This is a genomic window from Terribacillus saccharophilus (assembly GCF_046592895.1).
GTDB classification, from domain to species: domain Bacteria; phylum Bacillota; class Bacilli; order Bacillales; family Amphibacillaceae; genus Terribacillus; species Terribacillus saccharophilus_D.
The window spans coordinates 869,473-886,886 of sequence record NZ_JAWVPU010000001.1; the positions used below are offsets into that span (position 1 = coordinate 869,473).

Consider the following 17,414-nt stretch of genomic DNA (forward strand, 5'->3'; position numbering starts at 1 on the left):
AGGTTTTCAACATAAAAGAAAAAATGTCTAAAAATAGTAGAGAGAATGTTAGTGAGGGAAGATCATGCCAAAAACAGACCGAAGAATCGAGCGGACGAAAGCCACGCTAATCGCTACGTTCCAACGACTTGTTACAGAAAAAGGCTATTCCAAAGTCAAAGTAAAAGATATCGTGGATGAAGCCAATTACAACCGGACCACCTTTTACGTACATTACGACGGTAAAGACCTACTAGCCCAAGAAATGATACAGCTGGAGATGGAACGGTTCTGCTATGAATTCTGCAAACCAGTACGTGATAATCCCATCCTCGACTTAACGAAAATGAATCCAAACGAAACCGATGTGTTTCAGTATATAAAAGATAACCGATATTATTATGACTTACTGGTGCATGCCGATCCGATACCAGGCATACAAGATGCTCTGTTGGAAGTATTAAAAGACATCTTTCATAATCGCTTCTCTTTTATCGGTGATAATGCATCCGAAATCAATTCCACTTATTTCACTCACTACCGGGCATATGGCATTTATGGCTGGATATTGGAATGGATCAGAGCCGATTATGATGCCACACCATCCGAGATGGCGAGGCGGATCATTAACTTGCTGCATTATCAGTCCTCGCTGATGAAAGAAGTAAATAAATGAAACAAAAGATGATCTTGAAAGGATATATCATACCTCTCAAGATCATTTTAATAGTACAGACATTAGTGCATTTTAATAAATCAGATAATTATCAATATTGAATTTTATTAAAAACTGTTATACAATCTGACAAACAATAACTGAAGAGGTGGATGATGAAAACATTAGAACGATTCAGCCAGTTTGTCGGAAATACGTTTGCGTATTGGGTTATCTTATTTGCGGTAGTAGCATTCATGCTGCCAGCAGGCTTCACGTGGATCGTCCCTTTGATCACCCCGCTACTCGGAATCATCATGTTTGGCATGGGACTGACATTATCTGCTAGTGATTTTAAAGGCGTGGTCAAACGCCCATTTGAAGTGATGGCCGTTGTGGTCGCACAGTTCTTGATCATGCCGCTGCTCGCCTTTGCATTGGCTAAAGGGCTGCAGCTGCCTCCTGAAGTGGCTGTCGGTGTTATCTTGGTAGGATGCTGCCCAGGCGGAACATCCTCCAACGTCATGACCTTCCTAGCCAAAGGCGATGTGCCATTATCCGTCACAGCAACAGCAGTCACAACCATTCTCGCACCAATCGTCACACCTGCACTCATTCTTTTATTCGCAAGCGAATGGATTCAAGTCAGCCCAGTCTCCCTATTCATCTCCATCGTGAACGTCGTCATCATCCCAATTGCGTTAGGACTATTAGTGAAACGCTTCTTCAACAGACAAGCAACCGCAAGCGTAAAAGTGCTGCCGCTTGTCTCAGCCGTAGCCATCATCGGCATCGTCGCAGCCGTCGTCTCCAATAGCCAGCAGCAGATCGCTCAAACCGGCCTGGCAATCTTCGGCGTTGTCATTCTGCATAATGTACTTGGCTACCTGCTCGGATTCGCCTTTGCCAAGCTCCTGCGCATGGATTTGCCGAAAGTTAAGACTACTTCCATAGAAGTCGGTATGCAAAACTCAGGATTGGGCGCACAGCTTGCGACTGCGCACTTCTCGCCGTTGGCAGCTGTACCTAGTGCTATCTTTAGTGTTTGGCATAATATTTCGGGGTCTATCTTGGCTAATATTTTTGCGAAGATGGGAACAAAAGATGATAACGCAGGAGCACCTAAAGAACAGATATCTTAGTAAAACAGGTCATCCTCATTTTCTGAGGATGACCTGTTTTTATATCCTATCTACTAAGACGTCTAACTCACTTTCGATATATATGTATCCTGGATATTAAGGAATAGTTAAGCTTTATACAATAAGGATTAACACACATCTTAGAATGAAGTAATATAAGTAATAAATAGAAAGACAAATCTAATATGGTAGGATGTTTGATAATAAGGAGCGATATATATTAAGATAATTATACTTTTAGTAGCTATATTTATTATTTTGTTTTTTTTAATATTTAGGATAATTTACATCGGTGAGAAGAAAGAAATCAAAGCCAATAAAAAGAATATATTCTTTGCTTTTGGAGCTGCTTTTATACTTGCATTAGCTCCTACTGCAGCACTTGGGTTTATTTTGCTTGCTTTGTTCGGAACATCAACCTTTGTTAATACAGTACTTTCATTGAATATCAAAACAAGTCAACTAGTATTGTTATCTATTACTTTTTTTATATATCTATACACAGTCGATAATATTATAGAATTCGGAGTAAATTATATACTAGGTAAGCATATATTTAATCTAATTATTTTACTGCTTATACGTACTTCAGCTTTTTATACAATTGGACTAATATTCAGTCTAGACCACACTAGTAATTTTGTTATTGCATTAGTTGTATCCTTCTTTATTTTCTTTATTGAAGTTGCTATATTTTTGAGAAGAAAATAAAACGGTCAGTTTGCAGCGTTCTGCAAACTGACCGTTTTATTTAAAATCATACCTTATATTTAAAGTAAAAATGTAACTATAAAATCAGCAAGAGCTTTAGCAACATTTTTTGGTATTCCTGCTTCTTCAAATGCAAGTTGTAAGCCAGCTTTTGAAGCTACCTCAAGATTATCAATTGCGTCTATCATTTTAGAACCGTACTTATCAACCCAACCTCTAAGTGTTTTGCCAGGAACAATCTCTTTATTGTCAACAACAAATTTAATAATCTTCTTAGCTCCTGCTAGTTTCCATTGAACAGTAAATTCTCCACCTTTTGATAACTCTGTGTTTGCATAGTTTACAAACTTGTCAACTTCTTCTTTCGAAACGTTATCTTCTTCCCATACTGCTCTTAAAGAATCACCAATCTGAAATTCGCTTGCTTCTAAAGTTACCTTTGCTTCAGAAGCTGCCATAGCAACGTTTGAGAATGGAACTGAAAGCAACGTAATGGCTAGCCCAGCTGCTACAAACTTTTCAAATCTTTTCATCTATAATACCTCCTAATATATTATTATGTCTTTTCTAAGAGGTCTATCAATATCTTAGCAAAAAAAATGAAAATAAATGGAATATAATCAAATATTTACAAAACTTCTATAGATAAAGTGAAAAATCACCCTTGGCCCCTAGCCGCAATCGATTTTCCTGCTGTGGACAGTGAGCTGTTCATCCATTCGATCAATAAGGGGAAAGAGAAATTATCTACTACCCTATCAAACATGTACGACATGGATGCTAATGCAACCAAAAAGCTGGATCAGCCTCAACAGGATATTGAGCAGATGCAGAGTTCTCTGGCGAAGCTGCGGGAGGTTATCGATAAGAATAATATCTCAATCGATAGTTATAGTTCTGAACAACTGGCGAAGCAAGGTTCCTATCAAAAAATTTGATCTGTCACTAAATGGTAAGCTTGCAAAGACAGCGGACAAGGCAATTGACCTATCTGCGAAAGATTTTCAATAATTACAATAGAAAGTTAAGAGTCAACAAGTAGTCGTGAACCCTAGCTTCAAACACCATGGTACATATTATGTATTAACTGACGCAAGTATAGTTAGAGAATACCAACAGTTTTTATATCTAATCATTTTCACTCTATTTATCCTAATAAACGCTAAGACGTCTGACCCATTTTGGTAAATATCGACCTTCTTCCCCTGGTAAAATGGAAGCATTTTACCAAATAATCCTCCCTTCAAGATATTCCTCTATTATAATTACACGTAAAGTACAATTCCGGAAAATATTAGGTGGTGAAATACAATTAAGAATCTAGTTGTACAGGACATCCAGAAGCAAGTGGACAGTACGAAGGATTTTATTAAGCAAATGAAGGAGAGCGTCGAACAAGTCAAACAAGCCATTAATGGTGTGACAACTCTGCATGATGGATTCGAAGGTAAAAGCGCCGATTCCATTCGTTCCTTTTTCGAGGAAACACATAAGCCCTTCCTCGAATTCTTGAACAGCTTTTTGATACAATATGAAGAGACACTGTCATCAGTTTACGAAGAAGTTCTCTCCTTTGAATCAGATGAACAGGGCTTTATACGGGAGGAATTCTTAGAAGGCGAACTGAAAAGCGAGCTTGTAAAAGCATCCACGAGCTTAACTACAACCTCCATCGAAATCAACCAGCAGCTGCTTTATGTCAAAGACATAGCTCATATCCCATCAATAGACAATGATCCATTCATCGAATCCATCAACAAAGGAAAAGAGAAACTAAAAGAAACATTGTCTAACATGTACGACATGGATGCCAATGCAACAAAAAAACTCGAGCAGCCTTTGCAGGATATCGAGCAGATGAAAGCTTATTTGGCGAAGCTTGGGGATGCGATTGATAAGAATAATATTACTGTTGATAGTTATAGTTCTGAACAATTAAAGAAGCTGAATTTCTATCAAGAATTTGACCTGTCACTAAAAGGTAAGCTTGCACAGACAGAAGATAAGACAATTACCCTCTCAGCAACCGCCTTTCAATCATTAAAAGAAGAAGTTAAGAATCAGCGAGTAGTAGTAGATCCTAGTTTCGAACACGATGGTACGTATTATGAATTATCTGACGGGAGTATTATTAGAGAGTACCAAGATAATACGACAGGCGGTCTAAATTATCAATTTGTTAAAGAAGTACCGAAGAGTTTAGAGGTCAAAGCTAGCGAAAGTGAGAAAGAATTTTGGGATAAAGTATTAGGCCCTCTAATCATTGATGATGCTAAAGTAGCTACTGATCCTGATGCTCCTATACACGAGAGAATCCTTGCAGGCGCCTCATTGACTGGTGTGGGCAAAATAACTAAAGCTCCTAAACTAATTGATAAGTTTGTTTTAAAACCTCTGGATAAGTTTCTAGATGATATTAAGCCTGTTTGGTTAAAAGATGGTGGTTTTCTTGGTAAGAAGGCAGACGGAGGAAAAAACAATAAGGATAATGAGCAAAAGAAAACACAAAACAGTCAAGATACATTTGCAGGAAATATTAACACCCGTGATATTCCAAATATGTCTAAGAAAGATATATTGGATAACATCCCACAAGAGTGGCAATATACAGAGCACAATAAGTTTGTACACGTAAGAGATTCCAAGGGAAATATTAGAATGAGGATAGATCCCCCTGATAAACTAACAAAATATGATCATGTACACTTATATGACGAGCAAGGAAATCCACTAGATAAGAATCTAAGTAAGGTTGATCGAAAAAGTCCAGATGCACATATACCATACAAGAAGTGAGAGGATAAAAAAATGAGAGCATTAGAATTAATGAAGCGTCTAGAGAATTTACATTACTGGGACGCCAGATTGTTAAACTTAGAGGCTAAACATTTTGGTGATGAGATCACCTTGATATTCGAAGATAATGAGTACAATATAAAACTATCCTTTACAGGATGCTCAATGTTTAAGCTTACAACAAGCGAAGAGGATAGAATACAGCCTCTTAGGGAGTTATCAAAATCTCAAATTCCATATTTCATACAAGATATTAATATAACTGAATATGAATCAAAAATTGATATTCCATTATTAATTGTTGAAATTTCAGTACCTCCTTTAAATATCGAAATTACATTTACAAACCTAAAAATCGAAAAAATATCTTAAATTACCGTCATAGAACAATATAGTAAGCGACACTATTAGGTAAATATCTTATAAAGTATGAATTAAATAACACAATGGACTTATGGTTTAATGAATGCACATTGATGAAGTCCTGGAACTAGAGCCCAGTTTCGAATACGATGATTTTGAGGAAGTATATATTAGTCCTAAAGGCGTCTATGTTGAAACAGACCCTATTGAACAAACAGTTTCATGGATTTCAGTCTACATTAATGAAATAGACGATCCGAATTTTGAAATAAGCGATTGGTAGATATACTGCAATAACCTTGATTGGCTGCTGTCTTTCAAGGTTATTTTTTAGACAAAATATTACCCTTGACTATCGAATATATATGAGTGACCACTTCACCCAACTACAATTGATGAAGTTCTTAGCCCTAGATAATAACTTAATTCATATAGTGAACCCCCTAAAGCAAACCCATCCCCTTTCATACTCTACCTCTGATAACTCTCCAATTATCTATTTCATAACTAAAACCTCCGACTCATTTTGCGAAAACACCACTGTTTAATACTGGTAAAATAGAATGATTTTTCCCAAATTCCCTTCCACCAAAATATTCCTTTATTATAATTACAACTAAAGACAGCTAACGGAAAATCAGGTGGTGAAGAAAATTAAGAATTTAGATGTACAAGACATCCAGCAGCAAGTGGACAGTACGAAGGATTTTATCAAGCAAACAAAGGAAAGCGTCGAACAAGTCAAACAAGCCATTAATGGTGTGACAACTCTGCATGATGGATTTGAAGGTAAAAGCGCCAATTCCATTCGTTCCTTTTTTGAAGAAACGCATAAGCCCTTCCTCGAATTCTTGAACAGCTTTTTGATACAATATGAAGAGACACTATCATCTGTTTACGAAGAAGTTCTCTCCTTTGAATCAGATGAACAGGGCTTTATACGGGAGGAATTCTTAGAAGGCGAACTGAAAAGCGAGCTTGTGAAAGCATCCACGAGCTTAACTTCAACCTCCATCGACATCAACCAACAGTTGCTTTATGTCAAAGACATAGTTCATATCCCATCAATAGACAATGATCCATTCATCGAATCCATCAACAAAGGAAAAGAGAAACTAAAAGAAACATTGTCTAACATGTACGACATGGATGCCAATGCAACAAAAAACTCGAGCAGCCTTTGCAGGATATCGAGCAGATGAAAGCTTATTTGGCGAAGCTTGGGGATGCGATTGATAAGAATAATATTACTGTTGATAGTTATAGTTCTGAACAGCTAACAGAGCATGAATTCTATAAAGAATTTCAATTATTATCAAAAGGCAACAAGGCCAGCACCACTGATGATCCAGTGCCTATTACAAAAGAAGAATTTGATTCCCTTCGAGACCACTTCAAAGATAGTAAACATGTACAAGATGATCATTTTGAATGGAATGGTGAATACATTACGCTTGATGACGGTCGTATCATAAAAGCACACTTTGATACTGAAACGGCTCAGCAAGCATTCGAATTCGTCTCACACATTCCAGGGGAACGAGATTTAAGCGAGTATGCAAAAGAGGTAGACAGAAAGATTATTAAGGATGGCACAATAGGTACTGTCGATTACCTACTTGGAGGCTTATTAACCATGGAGGATCCCTCTCTAGGCGATGTCGCCATGGCAATAGGATCTTTTTATGGTAAATCCGGAAAAGCCGTTAAAGATGGCGGCATTTATACAATCTCTTCTTTTAGTAAATATATTGATGAACTTGCCGAGAGTATGACAAAGGGTAAGGGGCTGCCTGATGCGAAGCCTGTAAAGGTTAATGAGTTTAAAGGGTCTACTAAGGAGACAGCTAAAGTATCTGGTATGCCACCTATAGTTCAATCTAGAATTAATATTGGGAATGAGGGTTGGAACCACGTTGTAGACAGACATTTTTCAAAAAAGAACGCTTCACAATTTACGATATCTAAAGATGAACTGCGCTCCTTACTGTCTAGTAAAAATGTAGTGGCGTCTCCTGTAACTAGAAGCATAGAGAGTGCGGATGGCACTCGTTATGTAAGGGAAGTTACATTAGATAAGTCTATCGGAGTTGATAAGTTTGATGATTTTAATTCTACTTCCACAATGACCATTTTGGTGGATAAGCACGGAAATTTAATTACAGCAACACCTGGGAAGATAAAGTAAATTAAGCTTGTGAGGAGATTAAACTAGTGAAACTTATAGGGAGTAAAACAGAACAGGACATTAGAGATCAACTAAAAAAATCTAATGAATCACTATTCAATGATAACGATAAAATAAGATTACTGATGGTACTAAGAAATCAGTATCCGGAAATGAAATCAGCCTATATTATTCATTGGATTCCTGAACAGGGCGAAGATATCTACAGAATACTAATAAACGATAACATTATTGCCGAAGTAGAACTAGATCGATTAGACCCAAATGCAGACCCCATTATTGAAAGTAAGTCTGTTAATGCATATAAGCTAGGTCTAAATAAACAAAATCAGCTAAAATTGGCAGTTGCAATTGATTTAGCAATACACGATATGGAATCTTGACTCTCCTTGCTTACGGTTTTCCAGTAAAAGAAAGCGAGGGGAATAATGACGTTATTGAGACAATAAAGGATTTCTTAGGAGGTACATTTCATCAGGCATACCATTAATTGTTGTGAAGCATTTTTACTACCGATTTAACACATCAAGAGAAAGAAGATGTTTTTACATCTAGTGCAGAAATTTACTTCCCAGCAATTAATCAAAGCCCTTAAGTTGGTTACAACAAGTAGTGGTATAATTTAAAAGTACTTTAGAAAACAACGAATAAATTCCAAAAGTCACTTTCCTGCGAAAGCTTTTAGAAATGGGTATTGGAAGGACTGAGAATAAATGATAAATACTGCATTCTACGATGGGTTTGAAGGTGAACCGGAATTAATATTAGCTAATGAAAATAAGAAGCTCATTATATGGAACGGCTACTTCGAGAGTATTTTGGATGCATTATTAACTTCTGATTCAGAAAAGGCTGGAATTTTAAAGGAGTATTATTATCACGAAGGTTGGTATGATGATTCTCCATGGATTATACCCGATCTCTCATTGACCATAGAACAATTAAATCATTTTGATATAAATAAAGTAGAACAATCAGATAACATTAAAAACGTCCTCCCAGTTCTAGTTAAATCAATAATAAATTTCTTAGAAACTTCAAACGGTATAGTATGTATTGAATATGATTGATTAATGACAATAAGCACAAAATTTCAGCCTCGAGGCTGGCCTTTAGATTGGATTAAAGAAGCTCTTAAGGAGGGCAAGTAATGAGTACAAAAGATCATCTCAAAGAACAACTAAGACTCGTTCTAGAAAGGCTTAAAGAAGCACGAAAATGAGCTAAATACCGGGATGATAGAGATAATCTACAGAAGATATCTAAATGCCTTAGATATCTTAGAGGAAAATAAAGATACTAAGCATATACATATTGAGGGAAGCGTGCGAGCTTATTTAGATGCATATAGTGATTTTGAAAATCCTATACTAGGAAATATGCACAATGCCGAAAATCTATTAAGAACACTTTTACAGGTAGAGTCAATTTAACCCCACTTCAACATCAACTGGTCATATAGAAATTCTGTCACAGCAAAAGCCTGACTCTTTTAAAAAGGTTATTTACAATGACGTCAAACTTAAATGATTCAACTTTGAAAGAACATCAACTTTAAGGCTCATACACCAATAGAACGAAATACTAAATGGATATAAATGAAGTTGTGAATCTACTCGATAGGAATACCAGCTGGATTACTAACACCAATGTTCCAAAATTTCCTCAACTAAGAGACAGGCAAGTTATGATATACGAGTTATTTACTTGTAAGATAAGACGAGAGCACATTAACTCTCGCCTTCCTCTTTATAAAACGTATAAACCATTTAACCAAAATCACCAGATGATATCTTTGACACAGCTTCAGTAAACTCATCCCATTTCTCAGGAAAGAAATTACTTCCCGTCTTTATTTCACAGTATGAACTATACTCAATTCGAACATTCCATGAAGTACCATCAAGTACAGGCTTAAAGTATTCCTCCGCCCAATTTAAAAGATCACATTTGTACAACTGCGAAAGTAACCATTGTATTTCCTTGTCAGTCACTAAATTTCCTACTATCTTTATATCGTTTACTTCAGGTAACGAAGTCTTATGCTTTACTTGTCTCTTATCAACATTAATCTCTACGTTGTAATAAGGACCTGGATATCCACCTATACCACAATATATCCTCTTTATATCTCTATAGGGCTTTCTCCCCTTATACTTTTTCCACGTGTAGTTACACGTACGACAATGATATGTAGTATTTCCGATAGATACTCCATTATAAAATAGTTCCTCAAGATAAATTTCATCCTCTAGTTCATTTGGAAGCTGGGGCAGAATGTCATAGGTTTGATTCCCACTGCATTTTGGGCATTTAGGTGATACTCTTCTAAAGTTTGTCATGTTGTCTCTTCTAGTTAAGGTTGCTGTTGTTTTAGCAGATAAGAACATCTTTATAAGCTCAATGCACCTTTTCAAATAACTCGTCATATGTCTCTCCTAGTATTTCTAATATCTCACTCAGCCGCTTATTATTATAAAAGCTATTAAACAAATTCAGTAAATTACCCTCATCAAGACCTTTAGTCGTAACCCTCTCTGTATGAATTCGATTAAACTTAGCCTCTAACTGAAGCCCTTTCTTACTGAACTTTATCCCCTTAGCTTTTAAGATCTCCATTAACTTAACGCGTTGTTCAGCTTCAATCGGCCCAACTTCAAGCGTGAAGAAAATTGATTCAGCACTATATTTCATCCAAAACAAGAACGGTCCATCATACCACCACCACTTTTCTCTTGTTTCACCAAGCTGCTCCTTGTATGAATCAAATAATGGTATCTTAAATGATAAGTGCTTAGGAGAAACACGATAATTGGATTCCGACATATCTAATGACTTCATCCACTTTTTAAATGTGTCCTTTACAAGAGAATTTGTTGTACTTATAACAGGCTGCTCATCGACTGCAATCGGCCTTTCTTTAATTGCCTCTCCTGTTATGATTTGAGCTACATTTTCACGTAATTGTTTAAATTTCGGACTTTCATAAAGGTCAATCATTGCTTGCTTAAGTTCTTCCACGTCATTCCATTTATTTACGTCTATCTTTTCAACGTAGAATCTTGTGTAGCGAGCTTTTTCTAATTTGGCGGATTTCCTAATAGATACGCCCGCTTCCTCTAGTGCACGCAAGAAAGAAAGACGTGTATTATATTCAATGCGCCCTAACTCTGCGACCATGCGCAGCCGATCATCTCCAGCTTGTTCAAACCATACAATAAACCCTTGGCCCAACCAATAATTTTTTCGCCGGTATAATTCGTTAGTAGTAGACCATTCAGGCGGTATTAAGTTTGGTGTCCTTGGATGGGCATTATACAGTATATTTTGTTCAAAATTAGCAGTAATAAATTGTTCGAAACTATACGCCAAAAGATTCTGACCCTGATTATAAATATATTTGATTGTATCCTTGTACTTTGCTACAAATTCGTACTGATAGCCTGATTCGAAATTAAGCTGCTTATGTATCAAACTCGTTTCTTCAAATAGCTTATCTACTGTGTCCTTATGATTACGGTAAACTTCAATTGCCTGCAGCATCTGTTCTTCATCAGAATAAAATTTTTCCTTCAAGAGTTGATTATATTCTTCAATGAATCTGTATACATTCACATTCAGCTGCTCTTTGAAAAGCATCAAAATTCCCGAAATTATTCTCTCTATCCGCTCATACGTTAACATAAGGTATTTTTCATTTGATGGTTCTTCTCCATGTAGTGTTAAGTACACAGGAATAATTGTGAAGCCCTCAAATACACCTTGAATATACTCCAAATAATCATCTAATTGATTTGCGGATTCAGATGAATAGAATTTGTTCTCAATAAGGAATACGAAATTCATCTGTCGATTTACAACAAGCAAATCTATATATCGATTTTTATCTGTTTTCACTTCTCGATAGACATGACTGTCTACAAGGGAATAATTTAGGATTTCACTAACGTGCCCATTTAAAGTTGCATCATTCTCATCCATTAAAATAAGATGCTCAACTATCTTTTTAAGGAAGTAATCACTTAAACCATGATTCTCTCTAGGGTTGAGAAGCCAGGACAATATATTAGAGTGTCTTATTTCATGATTTCTCAGTTTAAGTATCTTTAACGAGTTAAATGAATTCACTTGTTGATTTAGCAATTGAAAACTCTGATCGTTTTCCAGTTCGAGTATATCTACTATTTCCATTGGGATCACTCCATTACAATACTTCTTCTTTTACTTTTTTCACAATTTAATTGTCTCCATCTTTAAAAGTATTAACTATGCTTTCATTTAATAAATCACCTAAACGATAATACCATCCACCCGCATTATTTCTATTAGGTCTAGGGAAATGAGTTAGATTTAATTTTGATTCTAAAATATAGAATTTGAAGTAAATAGTTTTCTCGAATTGAAAGCCTTGTTGTCTCTCAAGAATATATTCTGACAATCTGTGCTTTATATCTTCACTGTAATCAAGAGATTCGAGTCTTTTCCTCCAATTTGAAACATCTATTTCCAAAGTATCAATGATTTCATATATTGCCTTCATTTGTCCGCCACTTGGATATCTAAAGGTAATTAGATTCTCCATATTCTTGTACTTATATTCTTCAGTATTCGGATGTGCATGAACCGCATACTTTTCCACAAGATCATACGTACCTCCTATTGAAACAGAAAGCACTATTTCATCTTCATCCCAGCTTGTTTTATTGCCAAGTATAGCGCCAAATTTGAAATCTAGCCTTGTGTCTTTAGATTCTATTTTCGTATAATTCTTCTTAAAATCAACTTCTTGTTCTATCATTTCTCTACTAGCAATCCAGTTACCATCGTTTAGGATCTCATTATAAAGATTATTCGCATATTTTATAACTGGCATAGCTTCATGTACTTCGTCTAATAACATTAATAATTCCTTATTCTCATTAAGTCCCTTATGTGTAAAATTTGCCGATCCAATTAAACATATTTCGTTATCCATGATGTACACTTTTGAATGTAGATTCTTTAATGCTAAGATTTCAACACCATTTAATTGTAATAATTTCAACGCTTCAATACTGCTGCTTCTATTAATAAACAATTCTCTATCAAAACGAGTTATTAATGTACAGCTCAAAGAGTGTCCTTTAATTATTTCAACTAACTTAGTTGCAATAGATTCACTAATGAACGGACTTATAATTATGACTGACTCCCTTGCACTGTTGAGTTTATCAAATAATTCATGTTTTAAATCCTCTGTTAGTAATTGCATTCCTATTCCTCCTTGTTAATCAAGAATAAACATCAACGCTGCTATATATTTATTAATCCATTCTAACTCATTAAAAAATCCCAGCCATACATGGCTGGGCGATAATAAATACTAAATCGTGCAAGCTGTCACTCCACAATATACCGATAAATCTTCTTATCAACAGGTTCTTCCAAAACCATATTCATTGTCACAACCGGAATAACCTTATCCTCTCCATTGCGCATCTCTTCCTGCTGAACAGTTTGCGTATCAGGATGCACTTGACCTAAGTAATAAAAGCCTATTCCTTCGTCATCATCTTTTTTCACAAACAAATGAATGTCGATATCGTTTTGATCAGCAGCTATGATTTCTGCTACTTCCTTGGATTCTGTTGTACGTTTGCTTCTGGTGTACCATTTAAATGTTTGTTCATTCAGAAAAGTATCTTCGTAAGCAACACTAGACTCAACTTCTTCGTCTTTATGGTACGTAACAAAGATCGGGCATGTTTGGTGTTTTGTTTTATACCCATAAATTGTGGAGCTTTCGTCGCTATCCCAATTCAATAGACGACAGGCATCCTTGCGAGTGTATTTTTCATAGCGAGTGAGCACATCGGTACCATATCTTTTATTCTTCTCTGCAGAAGTTGCAAGAACATCCTGAAGAAGTTGAGCAAAAATATCATTGTTATCTATACTTGCTTTTATTTCCTTCCTCAACTTCAATACGTGATTATCTACTTCAACAAGCGGCCAATCTCCGTATTTTTTGCGGTTCGTTTGGCTAAAGAAAGACAGGTCCATTATACGCTGCACAGATGTAATGGTAGCATCATCACTTGGCAATCCTTTATCGGCTAATACACTTTGATACTCTTCATAAGAGACTTCTACATGCTCAATTAGCATTTCGAGCAAGACAACCTCATGCAGCCGCTTTCCATTTAGCAATTCCTGAGAAACCATTGTTAAAACTTTATTTTCATACTCTGTAATCTGAGGTACTTCTTCTTTTACAGCAATCAGGAATTGATGGTAATTGTCTTTAGCTTTGATAATTACTTCCGGATCTATAGAGTGATTCAAAATAAAATCTCTTAAGTAAGGAACTCTACCTAGACGATTTTTCAAAGCAGTATAAGCATCTTTTAATGTTTTCATTGCAGTCAGTTTGCTATCACTTATAGATTTATAAATCTGCTTCTTAGCAATTTCCTCAAAGTTAACAGTCGAAATTCCCTTAATATAATCTGTATTTTTTAGCCTGCGCCGTATTGAATCCTTGTTCTGAGAACTATCGCCTGAGAGAGCCACTGGGATTAAGTAGTTATTTTTATAATTTCCGATAAAATCGATGATCGTCACGTACTCTTTAGAACCGTGCTTCCGCAAACCGCGTCCTAGCTGCTGAATGAAGATAATACTCGATTGCGTTTGCCGCAACATTACCACTTGATTAATACAAGGTATATCGATACCCTCGTTAAAGATATCTACTGTCAAAATGTAGTCAAGTTCCCCATTTTCTAGCTGCTCGACTGTTTTTAAACGCTCTTCCTGCGAATCATCGCCAGTTAGTGCACAAGTTCGATAACCTCTTTCATTCAATGCACTCGCCAGTTGATGGGTCTCTTCTTTTCTACTGCAAAAGATAAGCCCTTTAACCGATTCACCGGAATACCCATAATAATTGACCTTCTCAATAATATGGTTAATACGCTCCTCCGTTACCAAATGCGAAAGCAGAGCCGTTTCGCTTATCAACTCGCCATTGTACTCAATATCCGTAACTCCGTAGTAATGGAAAGGAGACAACATATCCTCTTCTAAAGCTTCTTGTAAACGAATCTCATAAGCAATGTTATAGTCAAAGAGTTCATAGATATTAAAGTCATCCATCCGCTCTGGTGTTGCCGTCATTCCTAACAAGAATGCAGGCTTAAAATGATCAATCACGTTTTGATAAGATTTTGCTCCTGCCTTATGAACCTCATCAATAAGCACGTAATCAAATGCCTCTTTATCGAATATTGCCAGGTTATCAGGCTTAGATAATGTTTGAATTGTTGCAAATACATACTTCTTATCTATCTCTCCTGATGACCCCGATACAATACCAAACTGCTCATCATGACCACCTAAAATTTTCTTATAATCCGCCATTGCCTTATGCAAAATCTGTTCACGATGCACAATGAAAAGCATACGTTCAGGCTGCACATTCCGTACATCAAATGCAGACAAAAACGTTTTCCCCGTTCCGGTCGCTGAAATGACCAAGCCCCTTCGATGACCAGCATCTCTCACAGCCTTAATTTGTGCTAATGCTGCTTCTTGCATTTTATTTGGTTCAATACTTAAACTATCCCGAATCGAATTAATCTGATAGTCAGCTGGCAGCTCAATAACCTTCTCAATAGCACGCTTTTCTTTACTTTCTTCATAAATCGTAGCGTACTGATTGATCCAATCTTCTGTTAGAGGAGATGCCTTATCCCACACTTCATCAAATTGATTAGAAAAGTGACGAATAATCTCCCCATTCTGATGAGAATTAAGCTTCACGTTCCACTCGTAGTTCACTTGAAGAGCTTGTGCAGTCAGATTGGAGCTGCCAATTACTAAAGTGTGGTGCGTATTATGATGAAATATATAACCTTTAGCATGAAAACCCGGTAGATCCGTAAGCCTCACTTCGACATTCGAAATCTTCAACAATTCTCTAAAAGCCTTCGGCGAATTAAACTGCAGAAATGTAGATGTTAAGATACGTCCCTTTATACCCTTACGCGCCAGATCATACAGATGTGTCTTTAGTGTAGCCAGTCCACTTTCTGTTATAAAAGCAACTGAGAAAATGAAGCTCTGACAAACTTCTAATTCCTCTAATAATGACTGTAGAACAGTTGTATTCTCCTGATGATTGTTCACTAAAAGCTGCGGGTTAAAATTCTTTTGATTACTATATGTGTGATCAATAAATCCGTTATGCAATGAATCTTTCAAGCTGTTAATAAAATTATCCATTTACTCCACCATTCATTACCAATTAATAGCTTAATTGTAATGTTTTTTGTCGGTGTGTGTAAATGGATAACTGGTAAATCATGTTTATTTGTGATCTAGTCGGATTTTTTCAATTGCTGGGATATCTGCTGGTGCCCAGTCTAAGGAAGATAAATCTTCTGGAGCTAGCCACTTGATTGCTACATGCTCAGTCAGAGTAGGTTCACCTTCAAGTAATTGACAATAAAATGTTTTTAAGTGAACTATACCAAAGTCGTATTCATATGTAGTATCTTCTATTTCTTCACCTATAGAAATAGAACACTGCATTTCTTCGGTAATCTCTCTTTTTAAAGCTTCTTGAGGTGTCTCATTTTTTTCGATTTTGCCGCCTGGGAACTCCCATTTTAAAGGTAAGGATTTTTCTGTACCTCTTTGGGCGCATAGGATTTTATTATCTTGTACGATTACTGCGCCTACTACAGATATATTTTTCATAAAATTATTAGACCTCCTCCTTCTATACCATTTAATACTATATATAATTAATTCTTCTACTTACAGTATATCAGAGAGAATAGGCTGCTCATTAAAAGGATTTAAATACAGTTTAATAATCGACTATATGTTCTAAAAATGTGATATATGTTAGAATATTTATATTGCAAGGGGGTGAGAAATTTGATAAATGATTTTAAGCACTTGAGTCAGGGATTAACTGTTATATTCTGCAACAACACTCTATTAAAATCTATAGAAGAGGTGTACGTTGATACAACCTTATTCAATTACATATCTGCATTTAATGTTGAATGGAAGATCTGGGTGGATAAGAAAGGGAATAACGTCTCGGGCAAGCGAGATAGGGTTGTAGGTGGAGTCGACTTAGACAATGATAGAAGAATTGTTTTTCTGAAAAGACTTATTGGAGAATATCTACATGGACAAGATTATAGCTATTCACTCTTAAATGGCGATTACTTCGATCTTAGGAACGATAACATCTACAAGTTCAAAAATGGAACTGGGCATAGTTCGCAGGTACGAGCAGAGAAAAAAGAACTACTTCAACTATTACCTAGCCTAGCAAAAATGGTTGACACCGATATTATGGCTAGTAATATCGATGTCAAGATTGTAGAGTATCACAATCAACTTTTAGTAATTGAAGATAATACTGTTGTAAAAGAACTTACTTCTGACCAAGCAACAGCTCTATCTAATTACTTTAATACTCTTAAGTAAATTATAATTTAAGAAAATCCTTAAAGCAAAAGCTTTAAGGATTTTCTATTTTTAACTAATCGCGCGTTAATTCCTTAAACTCTTTTGTTTG

At 36.0% G+C, this 17,414-nt stretch carries 16 protein-coding genes; 10 read left to right on the forward strand and 6 right to left on the reverse strand.

The features are described 5' to 3' along the window. Nucleotides 1–64: 64 nt before the first annotated feature. The gene (locus SFC66_RS04135) at nt 65–655 is read left to right on the forward strand and encodes a TetR/AcrR family transcriptional regulator (protein ID WP_411217437.1); all 591 of its coding nucleotides are present in this window, start codon (nt 65–67) and stop codon (nt 653–655) included. A 155-nt stretch (nt 656–810) separates the two neighbouring features. Further along, nucleotides 811–1,776 (forward strand): bile acid:sodium symporter family protein, encoded by a 966-nt coding sequence (locus tag SFC66_RS04140; protein WP_411217746.1) that lies wholly within the window; start codon nt 811–813, stop codon nt 1,774–1,776. Nucleotides 1,777–2,546: 770 nt separating this feature from the next. On the opposite strand, the gene SFC66_RS04145 is transcribed toward SFC66_RS04140, so the two are convergent. Further along, a complete protein-coding gene (locus SFC66_RS04145; protein WP_411217438.1) occupies nt 2,547–3,020 on the reverse strand; it encodes a hypothetical protein in 474 nt (157 codons plus the stop codon). Between the two features lie 117 nt (nt 3,021–3,137). On the opposite strand from SFC66_RS04145, the gene SFC66_RS04150 reads away from it, so the two are divergent. The 7 genes from SFC66_RS04150 (at nt 3,138) to SFC66_RS04180 (ending at nt 8,904) form a co-directional block, all read left to right on the forward strand. Continuing rightward, nucleotides 3,138–3,425, forward strand: a complete 288-nt coding sequence (locus SFC66_RS04150) for a T7SS effector LXG polymorphic toxin (RefSeq protein ID WP_411217439.1) — start codon at nt 3,138–3,140, stop codon at nt 3,423–3,425. A gap of 373 nt (nt 3,426–3,798) precedes the next feature. Beyond that, on the forward strand, nt 3,799–5,283 hold the full coding sequence (locus SFC66_RS04155) for a T7SS effector LXG polymorphic toxin (RefSeq protein WP_411217747.1): 1,485 nt from the start codon (nt 3,799–3,801) through the stop codon (nt 5,281–5,283). Nucleotides 5,284–5,295: 12 nt separating this feature from the next. Then, nucleotides 5,296–5,655, forward strand: a complete 360-nt coding sequence (locus SFC66_RS04160; RefSeq protein ID WP_411217440.1) for a hypothetical protein — start codon at nt 5,296–5,298, stop codon at nt 5,653–5,655. A gap of 635 nt (nt 5,656–6,290) precedes the next feature. Beyond that, nucleotides 6,291–6,848, forward strand: a complete 558-nt coding sequence (locus SFC66_RS04165) for a T7SS effector LXG polymorphic toxin (RefSeq protein ID WP_411217441.1) — start codon at nt 6,291–6,293, stop codon at nt 6,846–6,848. Further along, on the forward strand, nt 6,845–7,834 hold the full coding sequence (locus tag SFC66_RS04170) for a hypothetical protein (protein WP_411217442.1): 990 nt from the start codon (nt 6,845–6,847) through the stop codon (nt 7,832–7,834). Before SFC66_RS04165 ends, SFC66_RS04170 begins: the two co-directional genes overlap by 4 nt. 26 nt (nt 7,835–7,860) lie before the next feature. Further along, a complete protein-coding gene (locus SFC66_RS04175; protein ID WP_411217443.1) occupies nt 7,861–8,217 on the forward strand; it encodes a hypothetical protein in 357 nt (118 codons plus the stop codon). Nucleotides 8,218–8,547: 330 nt separating this feature from the next. Then, nucleotides 8,548–8,904, forward strand: coding sequence for a hypothetical protein (locus tag SFC66_RS04180; protein WP_411217444.1), 357 nt, complete (start codon nt 8,548–8,550; stop codon nt 8,902–8,904). Between the two features lie 699 nt (nt 8,905–9,603). Here the strand turns inward: SFC66_RS04180 and SFC66_RS04185 are convergent. The 5 genes from SFC66_RS04185 to SFC66_RS04205 all read right to left on the reverse strand — a co-directional run bounded on the left by SFC66_RS04185 (nt 9,604) and on the right by SFC66_RS04205 (nt 16,576). Beyond that, complete coding sequence (locus SFC66_RS04185; RefSeq protein ID WP_411217445.1) at nt 9,604–10,263, reverse strand: hypothetical protein; 660 nt, start codon at nt 10,261–10,263, stop codon at nt 9,604–9,606. Next, complete coding sequence (locus tag SFC66_RS04190; RefSeq protein ID WP_411217446.1) at nt 10,235–12,025, reverse strand: PDDEXK-like family protein; 1,791 nt, start codon at nt 12,023–12,025, stop codon at nt 10,235–10,237. Before SFC66_RS04190 ends, SFC66_RS04185 begins: the two co-directional genes overlap by 29 nt. A gap of 46 nt (nt 12,026–12,071) precedes the next feature. After that, nucleotides 12,072–13,085 carry a phospholipase D family protein gene (locus SFC66_RS04195; RefSeq protein WP_411217447.1) on the reverse strand — a complete coding sequence of 338 codons (1,014 nt, stop codon included), beginning with the start codon at nt 13,083–13,085 and terminating at the stop codon, nt 12,072–12,074. A 128-nt stretch (nt 13,086–13,213) separates the two neighbouring features. Beyond that, nucleotides 13,214–16,099 carry a DEAD/DEAH box helicase gene (locus SFC66_RS04200; RefSeq protein WP_411217448.1) on the reverse strand — a complete coding sequence of 962 codons (2,886 nt, stop codon included), beginning with the start codon at nt 16,097–16,099 and terminating at the stop codon, nt 13,214–13,216. Nucleotides 16,100–16,183: 84 nt separating this feature from the next. Then, entirely contained in the window at nt 16,184–16,576 is a 393-nt protein-coding gene (locus tag SFC66_RS04205) for a (deoxy)nucleoside triphosphate pyrophosphohydrolase (protein WP_411217449.1), read from the reverse strand. A 183-nt stretch (nt 16,577–16,759) separates the two neighbouring features. Here SFC66_RS04205 and SFC66_RS04210 point away from each other — a divergent pair, with 183 nt between their 5' ends. Next, nucleotides 16,760–17,323, forward strand: coding sequence for a hypothetical protein (locus tag SFC66_RS04210; protein ID WP_411217450.1), 564 nt, complete (start codon nt 16,760–16,762; stop codon nt 17,321–17,323). The last annotated feature ends 91 nt before the right edge of the window (nt 17,324–17,414 follow it).